This is a genomic window from Yersinia canariae, from assembly GCF_009831415.1.
In the GTDB taxonomy this organism is placed as follows: domain Bacteria; phylum Pseudomonadota; class Gammaproteobacteria; order Enterobacterales; family Enterobacteriaceae; genus Yersinia; species Yersinia canariae.
Map to the genome: position 1 here is coordinate 938,002 of NZ_CP043727.1, position 13,392 is coordinate 951,393.

Genomic DNA, 13,392 nt, shown 5'->3' on the forward strand with positions numbered 1-13,392 from the left:
GTGCACGCCGATCAAGCTAATAATGTGGGCGTAAATGAGTGGGACGGCGCGCCAGCCGACGAAAATGTTGTCTGGCATCCTCATGCCGTGACCCGAGAGGATCGTGAGCAACAACATAAGCATCAGGGCGTAGTGCTATGGTTTACCGGCTTATCTGGCTCCGGTAAATCGACAGTGGCCGGTGCGCTGGAGCAGGCACTGTTTGCCCGCGGTGTCAGCACTTACTTACTTGATGGCGATAATGTTCGCCACGGTTTGTGTCGTGATTTGGGTTTTTCTGATACTGACCGGCGCGAGAATATCCGTCGGGTTGGGGAAGTCGCCAAATTGATGGTGGATGCCGGTCTGGTGGTGTTAACCGCGTTTATCTCCCCGCATCGGACAGAACGCAAAATGGTACGAGATATGCTGGCCTCAGGCCAGTTTATTGAAGTGTTTGTGGACACGCCGCTAGAGATTTGCGAAGCCCGTGACCCTAAAGGATTGTATAAAAAAGCCCGTGCCGGTGAGCTGAGAAATTTCACCGGTATTGACTCCGTTTATGAATCTCCTGAGCATCCTGATATTCATTTGCAAGGTGAACAATTAGTAACAAATTTGATTGAACAATTGTTAGACGTGCTGCGTGGTAGAGCTATTATCAAGTCCTAAATGTATATCCTTTGTACTTGAAGCTACAGGGTTGTTAGTTGTGCGCATTTACCCGAATCACTGACTTGAGTCAGCGCATCGGGATTGATTCGCTTACCGCCTACCTATAACGCCAATAGCTTGGGTATCTATAGTCTTGTTATTACAGGCAAAACGCCCTTAGAGCGTGCCGGTATTAAACTGTGCCCACAGGATTTGTATGCAGAATATCACCCAGATTATTATTGATGAACAGCGGGATCGGGAGGAGCCGTCATACTCCTTTCTCGGGGGTGTCACTGGCTTTGTTTTCTATTGGCTGGCGTTTGCTATCCCTTTCTTTGTCTATGGCCCCAACACAGTCTTTTTCTTGCTCTATACTTGGCCGTTCTTTTTGGCCTTGATGCCGGTTTCGGTCTTGATCGGGATTACTCTGAGTATGCTGTCGCGCGGCAATGTGCTCATTACCGTGGGAGGAACAGGGGTTGCGGTGGTGTGTTTATTCTGGATGCTGTTTTCATTTCTCACCGGTTGGTGAGCGCTGAATCAGCGGGCTGTGTGATTTGACCTCAGAACAGCCCGCTTCTATTGACTCCTCGTCATACTTAAGCTGCATGTGCGTTTTTTGTGTTAAAAACCCATTGAATCAATCGCTTGAAACTTTTTAGTGACTCGAATTATTCAGGGCCATTATCTGTTAAATCTGTCGCCACTTACCCCTGTGCGGAAAGTACCTTGCTGAGGAATGCTTGAGTGCGCGGGTTGCTCGGAGCAGTAAAGATGTCTTCCGGTTTGCCTTCTTCCTGTATCACCCCTTGGTCAATAAACAATACTCGGTCGGCAACATCGCGAGCAAAGCCCATTTCATGGGTGACAACAACCATGGTCATCCCTTCCAGAGCCAATGCTTTCATTACCGCCAGCACTTCTCCCACTAATTCGGGGTCAAGCGCCGAGGTTGGCTCATCGAACAGCATGATTTTCGGCTCCATCGCCAGTGCCCGAGCAATGGCCACTCGCTGCTGTTGTCCACCTGACAGGCTGCTAGGATAAGCATCAATTTTGTCTAATAAACCGACCTTACGCAGTAACAATTCAGCCCGTTCAATAGCCTGTGCGCGTGGCAGTTTTTTGACATCCATTGGTGCCATAATCAGGTTTTCCAGCACCGTCATATGTGGGAACAGATTAAAGCGTTGGAATACCATGCCGACACTTTCACGCATACGGTTGAGGTCTGTTTTGGGGTTATGGATCTCAAAGCCATTTACGGTTATTTCGCCACCGGACAAGGTTTCCAATGCATTAATACAACGTAAAAATGTACTTTTCCCGGACCCGGATGGGCCAATGATGCAGACCACTTCTTTTGGCTGAATTTCGCATGAAATTCCGCGCAGCACATGGGTTTCGCCAAATTGTTTTTGCAGGTTATGTACGTGAATCACTTTTACCGAACCTCTTTTCCATATGCCGCACTAACAGCGAAAGTAAGAATGTAATAACCCAATAAACCACTGAAATAACCAGGTAGGGTTCCCAATAAGTGGCATAGGCACCGGAAACGGTACGCGCGGCATAGGCTAAGTCAGCCAGCCCAATGGCGGATGCCAGTGATGAATCTTTCACGATGGCGATTGCATTGTTGCCCAGTGGCGGCAACATACGGCGAAAAGCTTGCGGCAGGATGACCTTGCGCATGGTTTTACCGTAGCTCATACCCAGTGAGCGGGAGGCTTCCATCTGACCGCGATCAATAGATTGAATACCGGCACGGAAAATCTCAGAGACATAAGCTCCAGCGTTCATCGTGATAGCCACGATACAGGATAAAAACGCACCATAATCAGACCGCAGCATTCGGGCAAAATCAGAGGACATAATGCCATTGGTGACCAGAATACCATCACGTGGGTTGATAAATAGCGGCACCAAAGCAAAGTGCACCACCATTATCTGCACAAAGAGCGGTGTTCCACGAATGGCACTGATATAGATACGAACCGGCCATTGAACAAAATAATACAATACGGGCTTCCAGATACCATGAGGTGCCTGTGCCAACCGCCCCAGCCCTAGGGTTAAGCCCCAACTGGTTCCCAGAATCACACAAATAATCGTGCACTTTATTGTCATCCAGGCGCCATCCATAAACAGCGGGGCATATTCCTGAATGATTTCCCAGCGAAATCCTGACATATGAAATCCAAATCCCCTTGGTACTTGACGTTACTGCGTTGTTAGCCGCGCTCCAGGCCCGAATCACTGAGTAGATTTGTGATTCGGGCGTTATTTGCTGGCCTTGCGGTAACGCCAATGACTTTGGGTCTAAAAAGTGTATTAAAAAAATTTATTGGGCTGGCAGTGTGGGTACCTGAGCATCAAACCATTTTTCATAGATTTTGGCGTAAGTGCCGTCAGCCACGATTTTTTGCAGGCCGCCATTGATTTTGCTACGTAATTCTTCGTTACCTTTCGCGACGGCGATGCCGAAATATTGGCGCTCAAACTTATCATCAGCCACCAGTTCAAAGGCTTTCTCTGGATGGGTTTTGAGATAGAATTTGGCAACACCCACATCCCCAACAGCAGCGGCGATACCATCTTCATATAACTCTTGCAGCATTAACGGCGTGTTATCAAAGCGCTTGATTGCTGTGCTATTTTTGCCCAAAACATCGGATACCACGATATCCCCAGTGCTGGAGTTCACGACGCCAACATTCAGGTTTTTTAAGGCCGCAATGGAATCCACTTTAGAGCCTTTAGGGACAACAATAGTTTGTTCGGCTGGGAAGTAGGGGTTTGAAAAATCAACCATTTGTTTGCGCTTGTCGGTAATGGTAATGCCGGAAATGATGATGTCGCGGTCACCTGAGCCGAGTGTGGCAAAAATACCTTCCCACGGCGTATTGACCAGTTTGACCTGAAAACCTTCAGCTTTACCGATAGCTTTAATGATATCGATATCAAAACCTTCCAGTTGTTTTTGGCTATTTTCATACTCGAAAGGACGATAAGTCCCCCCGGAGCCAACCACATAAGTCGGTTCGGCGGCAATAGCGGTGCTTGCAGATAACACCGCTGCCAGGCAAGTCCCGACCAACATTAAACGTTTAAACATGTGAATCTCCCGGTTAAAAGGTAAAGATGAATGAAAGCATGATTTTTTATTTATGCAGTTTGAGTGCATAAAAATAAACTTTTATATATGTAAACTCAACTGTGATAGGGATTATTTATTTATGGCGATATTAAATATGCACATTTATTTTGATGAGTGGCATAAGCTAATGGCAAAAACAATTTTTCCAGTGTTTATCTCTACGCGGTGTTGCCCGGTTACTTATCAGCCATGGTGGGGTGAAAGTGTGCGGAAAATTAGCATTTAATGACATTTTGTAGATTTACGTGGTATTTTTGCCGGAAATCGTCCTTGATCTGCACCTTGTGGCCTATTTCCGTCACAGAGTGGAGTCCGACGAAAAGTTGTGGGATGATTAGGCAGTTTTTCAGGGGGCGGGAATGGGAAAACTTACGCTACTATTGCTGATTTTACTTGGCTGGCTACAGTATTCATTGTGGTTGGGCAAGAATGGTGTTCATGATTTTGTTCGGGTTAAGGATGACGTGGCGCTCCAAGAGGTCAATAACGGCAAACTTAAAGCTCGAAACGATCAGCTATTTGCTGAAATCGATGATTTAAACGGTGGTCAGGAGGCGATCGAAGAACGCGCACGTAACGAGCTGGGTATGATTAAACCCGGCGAAAGTTTCTATCGTCTGGTTCCTGACCAATCCAGACGCAATGCGAGTATCCCTTCGACGCAAAATAACGCACAACAATAAATAATGAGTAATTTCGCAGTTTCCCTTCCTGAAATCGTCGCCGTATTACCGGCGGCGGGTATTGGCAGCCGAATGCAGGCTGATTGCCCTAAACAGTATTTAATCGCAGGGGGCAAGACAATCATTGAACATGCTATTTTTTCTTTGCTTAGCCACCCACGAATTCAGCGGATTATTGTCGTGATACATCCGCAGGACATACAATTTTCTACGTTAGCTATCGCCCAGGATCCCCGCATCAGTGTTGTTCACGGCGGTGATGAGCGAGCTGATTCTGTGATGGCGGGTTTGCAACAGGCCGGGCAGGCCGAATGGGCATTGGTTCATGATGCGGCCCGCCCCTGCCTGCACCCAGATGACCTTGAAAGACTGTTGGCGATTATCGGGCATAGCAAGGTCGGTGGCATTTTGGCCGCCCCGGTTCGTGACACCATGAAGCGCAGTGAGGCCGGTGTGCAAGCCATTGCTCATACCGTGGATCGCCAAGCGCTGTGGCATGCCCTTACACCTCAACTTTTCCCGCTTGAGTTATTAAAAATGTGCTTATCTCGTGCCCGACAAGATGGCGCGGTGGTCACTGATGAAGCCTCGGCATTAGAACATTGCGGCTATCATCCGATACTGGTTTCGGGCCGTTCGGATAATATCAAGGTGACGCGCCCAGAGGATTTGGCGCTGGCAGAGTTTTATTTAACCCAACGGCAATCCCCAAATTCATTGGAGTGCAATTAATGCGAATTGGTCATGGTTTCGATGTTCATAAATTTGGTGAAAATGGCAGTGGCCCACTGATTATTGGTGGTGTGCGCATCCCTTACGAAAAGGGATTATTGGCACACTCAGATGGCGATGTTGCATTGCATGCTGCCACTGATGCATTACTGGGTGCCGCAGCATTAGGTGATATTGGTAAGCTATTCCCCGATACAGACCCAGCATTCAAAGGTGCTGACAGCCGCGAGTTATTGCGCGAAGCGTATCGCCGCATTCTGGCGAAAGGCTATCGGCTTGGGAACTTGGACATCACAATTATCGCCCAGGCCCCTAAAATGGCTCCCCATATCCCACAAATGCGCGTTCATTTGGCGGAAGATCTACAATGTCATATGGATGATATCAATGTAAAAGCCACCACAACTGAACAGCTCGGTTTCACCGGTCGTGGTGAAGGTATTGCGTGCGAAGCCGTGGCGCTATTAATTAAAGTTGAACCGGTTTAAGGCATAACTGATGGATATGGATAATCTGACCTGGCTGCACGGCAAACCCAAAGCGAGTGGCATTTTAAAAGCCAATCCAGAAGACTTTGTGGTGGTCGAAGATTTGGGATTTGAGCCGGACGGTGAAGGCGAGCATCTATTGGTTCGTATTCGCAAAAATGGCTGTAATACTCAATTTGTTGCGGATTATCTGGCGCGTTTCGCCAAGATCCATCCACGGCTGGTGAGCTATGCGGGTTTGAAAGATCGTCACGCTGTCACCGAGCAGTGGTTCTGCTTACACTTGCCGGGTAAAGAAGCGCCGGATCTTTCTACTTTCGAGCTGGAAGGCTGTGAAGTGCTTGAGTCCGTGCGCCAAAAAAGAAAACTGCGTATTGGTTCATTGAAGGGCAATGCCTTTACCTTGGTGTTGCGCCACATCACTGATAACCAGGACGTCGAACAGCGATTGCAGCAGATTGCCGTGCATGGTGTACCCAACTATTTTGGTAGCCAACGATTTGGCCGTGGTGGTAATAATCTGGTGCAGGCGCGTTTGTGGGCGAATAATGAAATTCGGGTGAAAGAGCGCAGTAAACGCAGCTTTTACTTATCCGCCAGCCGCAGCGCCATGTTCAACCTGATTAGCAGTGACCGTTTGGCGCAACAGCAGGCGACGACTGTACTGGAAGGCGATGCATTACAGCTCTCGGGCCGCGGCAGCTGGTTTGTGGCCGCAACTGATGAGTTGGCCTTGTTACAGCAGCGGGTTGATGCGGGTGAACTGAATATTACTGCGCCATTGCCCGGTGATGGTGAACTGGGTACTCAGGGCGCGGCATTAGCTTTCGAGCAGTCATGTTTAGCGGATCAAATTGAGTTACTGGCACTGATTAAACGCGAACGTGTCGAAGGGGCACGCCGGGCCATTTTGCTGAAACCGCAGAATATGACGTGGAACTGGTGGGATGAGGTCACTTTAGAACTCAGCTTCTGGTTACCTGCTGGCAGTTTTGCCACCAGTGTCGTGCGGGAAATTATGAATCAGGATAATGCCGATGCTGCGGATATTGCTGAGTAACGATGATGGAATTACTGCGCCGGGCATACAGACGCTCGCCGCCGCATTACGGGAGTTTGCACAGGTGCAAATTGTGGCACCGGACCGCAATCGTAGTGGTTCTTCTAATGCATTGACACTCGATAGCGCCTTGCGCATTACCACATTATCTCATGGCGATATTGCCGTACAGCAAGGTACGCCGACAGATTGCGTTTATCTGGGAGTCAATGCCTTGATGCACCCACGGCCTGATATTGTGGTTTCCGGCATCAACGCTGGCCCTAATCTGGGGGACGATGTTATCTACTCAGGTACTGTGGCGGCCGCCATGGAAGGGCGGCATTTGGGTTTCCCTGCTTTGGCGGTTTCGCTCAATGGGCATCAACATTATGCTACGGCAGCAGCGGTCACTTGCCGAATATTGCGCGCCTTACAGCAGAAACCGTTGCGCACGGGCAAGATACTGAATATTAATGTACCTGACTTACCCTTATCTGAAATTAAAGGCATTCGGGTGACTCGTTGTGGTAGCCGTCATCCGGCAGAGCAGGTATTTTGTCAGCAAGACCCGCGCGGGCAAGATCTCTATTGGATTGGCCCCCCAGGGGAGAAGTTCGATGTTGCGGAGGACACTGATTTTGCAGCGGTTGAGCAAGGTTATGTGTCTATCACGCCGTTGCAGGTTGATTTAACGGCCTATGGGGCTCAAGACGTGGTTGAAAACTGGTTAGCCAGCATGACTGATTAACCAACATGAGGTTGACGGGGAATGGTAAATAAACGCATGCAAACATTGTTGATGCTGTTACGTCAGCAAGGTATTCAGGACGAGCGCTTGTTACAGGCGATCGAAGCGGTGCCGCGCGAGCGTTTTGTTGATGAGGCGTTATCCCATAAAGCGTATGAGAACACAGCCTTGCCAATAGGTTCTGGGCAAACTATTTCTCAGCCTTATATGGTGGCGCGAATGACGGAGTTGTTGCAATTGACACCGACTTCGCGCGTATTAGAGATTGGCACCGGATCAGGGTATCAGACCGCTATTTTGGCGCATTTGGTCGAACATGTATGCTCAGTTGAACGAATCAAAGGGTTACAGTGGCAGGCAAAACGCCGCCTGAAACAACTGGATCTGCATAATGTCTCTACTCGCCATGGTGATGGCTGGCTAGGTTGGGCATCACGCGGGCCATTTGATGCGATCATTGTGACCGCTGCTCCACCAGAAATACCGAATGCTTTACTTGAGCAACTGGATGAGGGTGGGATATTGGTTCTGCCGGTGGGAGAACAGGCGCAAACCTTGAAATATGTGCAGCGCCGTAATAATGAATTCCAGGTTGAAACGGTAGAAGCTGTGCGTTTTGTTCCTCTGGTTAAAGGGGAGTTGGCGTAAGCAAATACCTTTATACCCGCCATACTTCAAGCTGCATCTGTGTTGGCTGCTTTCGTTCACCCCAATCACTTACTCCTGTAAGCTCTAGGGGATTTGCTCAATCGCCGCCTTCCTGTCACTCGAATTATTTGGGTATATTCAGTCTTAATCTTTGACTAAAGTCGAAGTGCAGTTTCTTTGTGCTGAAGATTGGACAAAAATCAGTAACATAAATTTTATGGTATGGCAGGGGCGCTATTGATAGCATGCGCGCATCTATATTGGATATATCGCTTAATATTGCTGTCATGGGGGAAGCATGAGCACGGGAAGCCCAATGATTACATTACGCCGGGTAGCGGCATGTACGGTTATGAGTTTATGGTTGGTTGGTTGTAGCAATGATAATACAACATCTGCGCCAATCAGCAGTGTCGGTGGTGATCGTTCAGGCGGTATGCTGAGTGGCTCGGACACCAATAGTTCGGGTGAGCGCATCGTTTATAACCGTAGTTACGACAATATTCCCAAAGGAAGCTACAGCGGTAATACCTATACTGTTAAGCGTGGCGACACACTGTTTTATATTGCCTGGATAACCGGGAGTGACTTCCGTGATCTGGCTGCGAAAAATAATATTGCTGAGCCTTATAGCCTGAATGTGGGGCAATCTATTCAGTTGGGCAATGGTTCTGGCGGTGGAATGTTAGCCGCAACTGATGCCACATCAGGTGGAATAGCAAAACCGCCAGCAAATATTCAGAACACAACTACAACGGTTGATTCTCAATCAACTAGCGCGTATTCTGAAGACTCGGGTAAACAGAATGTTGGCAAAATGTTGCCATCGTCAGGAGCAGTTGTCGCTACAACCGCACCTGTTACCGCGCCAAGCAGTCCCATCAGTGACCCTACCAGTAATGGTGGCCCAGTTAGTAACTGGAAATGGCCTACTGAAGGTAAAACGATCGATAGTTTCTCTGCTTCCGAAGGGGGTAATAAAGGGATTGATATCGCCGGTTCTCGCGGGCAACCAATTTTCGCTACAGCAAATGGGCGAGTTGTGTATGCCGGGAACGCACTGCGTGGTTATGGTAATCTTATCATCATCAAACACAATGATGATTACCTGAGCGCCTACGCTCATAACGATACAATGCTGGTCCGGGAACAAGAAGAAGTGAAGGCGGGTCAAAAAATAGCAACCATGGGTAGCACCGGAACCAGTTCAGTAAGATTGCACTTTGAAATTCGTTACAAGGGGAAATCCGTAAACCCGCTGCGTTACCTTCCGCAGCGATAGATTGGGCAGAATACGCTGTATTCTGCTCGCCGGATTCACGGGTAGGAGCAGCATATGAGCCAAAATACGCTGAAAGTTAACGAGTTACATGAAGATGCTGATTTTGATGAAAACAGTACGGAAACTGAAATTTTCGACGAAAAAGCATTAGTAGAAGATGAACCTACTGAAAGCGAGTTAGCAGAAGATGAGCTGTTGGCGCAAGGTGTTACCCAGCGAGTGCTGGATGCGACGCAGCTCTATCTCGGTGAGATTGGTTATTCGCCGTTGTTGACCGCAGAAGAAGAGGTTTATTTTGCCCGGCGTGCATTGCGCGGAGATGTGCCTTCACGTCGGCGTATGATCGAAAGTAACTTGCGGTTGGTAGTGAAGATTGCCCGCCGTTACAGTAATCGCGGTTTAGCGCTGCTGGATTTGATTGAAGAGGGTAACCTCGGCCTGATCCGTGCAGTGGAAAAATTTGACCCTGAACGCGGTTTCCGTTTCTCCACTTATGCCACTTGGTGGATACGCCAGACAATTGAACGGGCGATAATGAACCAAACCCGTACTATTCGTTTGCCTATCCATATCGTTAAAGAATTAAACGTTTATTTGCGTACAGCACGAGAACTTTCTCATAAATTAGATCATGAGCCGAGCGCGGAAGAGATTGCTCAGCAACTCGACAAGCCGGTCGATGACGTGAGCCGTATGTTACGCCTTAACGAACGTATCACTTCTGTTGATACACCTTTAGGCGGCGACTCAGAGAAAGCTTTGTTAGATATTCTGTCTGACGAAAATGAAAACGGCCCAGAAGACACCACGCAAGATGACGATATGAAGCAAAGTATCGTTAAATGGCTGTTCGAATTGAATGCAAAACAGCGCGAAGTTCTGGCTCGTCGTTTTGGTCTGTTAGGATATGAAGCAGCAACGTTGGAAGATGTTGGCCGTGAGATTGGTTTAACACGTGAACGTGTTCGCCAGATTCAGGTTGAGGGTCTGCGTCGTTTGCGGGAAATTCTGCAAGCACAGGGCCTGAGCATTGAAGCATTGTTCCGCGAATAAATATATCCGTCATACTTTAGGTTGCATGTACGTTGGCTATTTTCGCTCGCCCCAGCCCCTTACTTATGTAAGAGTCCGGAAAGCACACGCAGTGGCTAATTGTTTGCAAACGAGTTAAGGGTGCTATGAAACACAAAAACGGTGAACTGATGTTCACCGTTTTTTTATGGCCGCTATCTGCCGTTTGGTGAATGACAGGCGGTTTGGGGTGTTTGAAGTGCGTCGTTACACCATATTTTTCAGGCGGTAAATCCACTCTAGTGCCTGGCGTGGTGAAAGTGTATCGGGATCAAGGGCTTCTAATGCTTCTACTGCGGGTGAAACCTCTTCATTTAATAGCGTCAGTTGCGAACCATCAATCTTGCTTGCTGCCGCATTATTAGACAAAGACTCCAGCTCTTTCAGCTTTTGCCGCGCGCGCTTGATAACATCCCGCGGTACACCGGCCAGTGCAGCCACGGCCAGACCATAACTTTTGCTGGCCGCGCCATCTTGCACGCTGTGCATAAAGGCGATGGTTTCGCCATGTTCCAGTGCATCAAGATGAACATTGACCACACCTTCCATTTTTTCCGGCAGGGTTGTTAGCTCAAAGTAATGGGTCGCAAATAGCGTCATGGCTTTGATACGGTTGGCCAGATTTTCAGCACAGGCCCAAGCCAATGACAAACCATCATAAGTTGAGGTGCCGCGACCCACTTCATCCATCAGCACCAAACTTTGCTCGGTAGCATTATGCAAGATATTGGCTGTTTCGGTCATTTCGACCATAAAAGTTGAACGACCTGATGCCAAATCATCAGCCGCGCCGACACGGGTGAAAATGCGATCAACCGGCCCTATGGTTGCTTGATCCGCAGGAACATAACTTCCCATATGTGCCAGTAAGACGATCAATGCCGTTTGGCGCATATAAGTACTTTTACCGCCCATATTGGGGCCAGTAATGATCAACATGCGCCGTTGAGGTGATAATGTCAGCGGGTTAGAAATGAAAGGCTCACTGAGCACCTGTTCCACCACCGGATGACGACCACCGGTAATTTTTATCCCCGGTTTGTCACTCAGAACAGGACAGTTATAGTTAAGTGTTTCTGCTCGTTCGGCCAAGTTCGCCAACACATCGAGTTCAGCCAGCGCATTGGCGCTGGTTTGCAATTCAGATAGATGCGGTAACAGCAGATCGAAAATCTCTTCATACAACCCTTTTTCAATCGCCAGAGCCTTTCCTTTCGAGGTCAGAACTTTGTCCTCATACTCTTTCAGCTCAGGAATGATATAGCGCTCGGCATTCTTCAGGGTTTGTCTGCGGACATAATGAATAGGTACTTGATGGCTTTGGCCACGACTCACCTGGATGTAATAGCCATGCACACCATTAAAACCGACTTTTAGTGTATCCAGCCCCAGCTTTTCGCGTTCACGAATTTCCAGGCGATCGAGGTAATCGGTCGCACCATCAGCCAGTGCTCGCCATTCGTCTAATTCTGCATTGTATCCCGGGGCGATGACGCCGCCGTCTCGCACTAATACTGGCGGAGCTTCAACAATGGCGCGTTCCAGTAGGTCTTTTAACTCATCAAACTGGCCGACTTGTGACAGTAAATTTTGGACATGGGGAACATTTACCGGTTGCAATAAACGATGAATTTCTGGCAATTGTTGAAAAGCATGGCGCATTCTTGCCAGGTCTCTCGGACGTGCAGTCCGCAGAGCCAGACGGGCCAGAATACGTTCTAAATCACCGACTTGGCGCAATGGGGTTTGCAACTCTGCCGTCATGTCTTGCAGACCACTAATGGCTTGCTGGCGATCAGTCAGCACTTTGATGTCACGGACTGGCGCATGCAGCCAGCGTTTTAGCATGCGGCTGCCCATCGCGGTCACACTGCAATCAAGAATCGCGGCGAGTGTGTTCTCGACCCCACCAGATAAGTTTTGGGTCAGTTCGAGATTTCGGCGGGTCGCGGCATCCATAACAATGCCATCTTGCTGGCGCTCCATGGTCAATCCACGGATATGCGGCAGGGATGTCCGCTGGGTATCTTTGACATATTGCAGCAGGCAGCCCGCGGCCCGCAGTGCCTGATGAGATTGTTCGACACCAAAACCGATTAAATCGCGAGTGCCGAATTGCAGATTAAGCTGCTGTTTGGCTGTTTCCAGCTCAAACTCCCATAATGGGCGGCGGCGTAAGCCATGTCGATGCTCTATTAACGACATTTGCTCGAAGTTTTCTGGATAAAGTAACTCAGCTGGATTGGTACGTTGTAGCTCGGCAGCCATTGTTTCGAGGTCTGCGGGTTCTGCAACCCTAAAGCGCCCTGAACTGATATCCAGTGTTGCATAACCAAACCCACGCGCATCCTGCCAGATAGCGGCTAGCAGATTATCTTGCCGTTCTTGCAGCAAAGCTTCATCACTTACCGTGCCAGGGGTGACGATGCGCACCACTTTACGCTCAACAGGCCCTTTGCTGGTGGCGGGATCGCCGATTTGTTCGCAGATAGCCGCTGACTCACCCAATTGAACCAGCTTTGCCAAATAGTTTTCTATCGAATGATAGGGAACTCCGGCCATAGGAATAGGTTCACCGGCAGAAGCCCCCCGTTTCGTCAGTGAGATATCCAGCAACTGCGATGCGCGTTTGGCATCACTGTAGAACAGCTCATAAAAATCTCCCATCCGATAAAACAGGAGTATTTCAGGGTGTTGGGCTTTGAGCCGAAGATACTGCTGCATCATCGGGGTGTGGGAATCTAGCTTCTCAGTATTATTCATGCGGTTATGTTTTCTAGTTAAGTCCTTTTTCCAGCGGATATACTAGCCCAGCAGCTCGAAAACTGACATACCTAAAAACTTGAGATCTTGCGCAGACGAAGCAGATAACCCCCTCCATCCGAGGAGGTTATCTGCCCGC

Annotated in this window: 14 protein-coding genes; 10 read left to right on the forward strand and 4 right to left on the reverse strand. The window is 48.7% G+C overall.

The features are described 5' to 3' along the window. Entirely contained in the window at positions 1-651 is a 651-nt protein-coding gene (gene cysC, locus F0T03_RS04310; RefSeq protein ID WP_145554266.1) for an adenylyl-sulfate kinase, read from the forward strand. Positions 652-850: 199 nt separating this feature from the next. Further along, positions 851-1,168 carry a DUF3561 family protein gene (locus F0T03_RS04315; protein WP_145554264.1) on the forward strand — a complete coding sequence of 106 codons (318 nt, stop codon included), beginning with the start codon at positions 851-853 and terminating at the stop codon, positions 1,166-1,168. A gap of 175 nt (positions 1,169-1,343) precedes the next feature. Here F0T03_RS04315 and F0T03_RS04320 read toward each other — a convergent pair whose 3' ends face one another. The 3 genes from F0T03_RS04320 to F0T03_RS04330 all read right to left on the reverse strand — a co-directional run bounded on the left by F0T03_RS04320 (position 1,344) and on the right by F0T03_RS04330 (position 3,754). After that, the gene (locus tag F0T03_RS04320; RefSeq protein ID WP_145554262.1) at positions 1,344-2,078 is read right to left on the reverse strand and encodes an amino acid ABC transporter ATP-binding protein; all 735 of its coding nucleotides are present in this window, start codon (positions 2,076-2,078) and stop codon (positions 1,344-1,346) included. Further along, positions 2,062-2,829 carry an amino acid ABC transporter permease gene (locus F0T03_RS04325; protein ID WP_159677303.1) on the reverse strand — a complete coding sequence of 256 codons (768 nt, stop codon included), beginning with the start codon at positions 2,827-2,829 and terminating at the stop codon, positions 2,062-2,064. Before F0T03_RS04325 ends, F0T03_RS04320 begins: the two co-directional genes overlap by 17 nt. Before the next feature lie 151 nt (positions 2,830-2,980). Next, on the reverse strand, positions 2,981-3,754 hold the full coding sequence (locus F0T03_RS04330; RefSeq protein ID WP_159677304.1) for a basic amino acid ABC transporter substrate-binding protein: 774 nt from the start codon (positions 3,752-3,754) through the stop codon (positions 2,981-2,983). Positions 3,755-4,155: 401 nt separating this feature from the next. Here F0T03_RS04330 and ftsB point away from each other — a divergent pair, with 401 nt between their 5' ends. From ftsB to rpoS, 8 genes are all read left to right on the forward strand, one after another. Next, complete coding sequence (gene ftsB, locus F0T03_RS04335; protein ID WP_005167289.1) at positions 4,156-4,479, forward strand: cell division protein FtsB; 324 nt, start codon at positions 4,156-4,158, stop codon at positions 4,477-4,479. A gap of 3 nt (positions 4,480-4,482) precedes the next feature. Then, positions 4,483-5,211 carry a 2-C-methyl-D-erythritol 4-phosphate cytidylyltransferase gene (gene ispD / locus F0T03_RS04340; protein WP_145554255.1) on the forward strand — a complete coding sequence of 243 codons (729 nt, stop codon included), beginning with the start codon at positions 4,483-4,485 and terminating at the stop codon, positions 5,209-5,211. Beyond that, the gene (ispF, locus tag F0T03_RS04345) at positions 5,211-5,699 is read left to right on the forward strand and encodes a 2-C-methyl-D-erythritol 2,4-cyclodiphosphate synthase (RefSeq protein WP_159677305.1); all 489 of its coding nucleotides are present in this window, start codon (positions 5,211-5,213) and stop codon (positions 5,697-5,699) included. Before ispD ends, ispF begins: the two co-directional genes overlap by 1 nt. A gap of 10 nt (positions 5,700-5,709) precedes the next feature. Further along, a complete protein-coding gene (truD, locus tag F0T03_RS04350) occupies positions 5,710-6,759 on the forward strand; it encodes a tRNA pseudouridine(13) synthase TruD (protein WP_159677306.1) in 1,050 nt (349 codons plus the stop codon). Next, positions 6,737-7,489, forward strand: coding sequence for a 5'/3'-nucleotidase SurE (gene surE / locus F0T03_RS04355; RefSeq protein ID WP_159677307.1), 753 nt, complete (start codon positions 6,737-6,739; stop codon positions 7,487-7,489). Before truD ends, surE begins: the two co-directional genes overlap by 23 nt. 21 nt (positions 7,490-7,510) lie before the next feature. Beyond that, positions 7,511-8,137: a protein-L-isoaspartate(D-aspartate) O-methyltransferase gene (locus tag F0T03_RS04360; RefSeq protein WP_145554247.1), complete on the forward strand. Its 627-nt coding sequence runs from the start codon at positions 7,511-7,513 to the stop codon at positions 8,135-8,137. A 316-nt stretch (positions 8,138-8,453) separates the two neighbouring features. Next, a complete protein-coding gene (nlpD, locus tag F0T03_RS04365) occupies positions 8,454-9,419 on the forward strand; it encodes a murein hydrolase activator NlpD (protein WP_162527012.1) in 966 nt (321 codons plus the stop codon). Positions 9,420-9,473: 54 nt separating this feature from the next. After that, positions 9,474-10,472, forward strand: a complete 999-nt coding sequence (rpoS, locus tag F0T03_RS04370) for an RNA polymerase sigma factor RpoS (protein WP_145554243.1) — start codon at positions 9,474-9,476, stop codon at positions 10,470-10,472. 225 nt (positions 10,473-10,697) lie between these two features. Here rpoS and mutS read toward each other — a convergent pair whose 3' ends face one another. Further along, positions 10,698-13,253 carry a DNA mismatch repair protein MutS gene (gene mutS, locus F0T03_RS04375; RefSeq protein WP_159677309.1) on the reverse strand — a complete coding sequence of 852 codons (2,556 nt, stop codon included), beginning with the start codon at positions 13,251-13,253 and terminating at the stop codon, positions 10,698-10,700. Between the last annotated feature and the right edge of the window lie 139 nt (positions 13,254-13,392).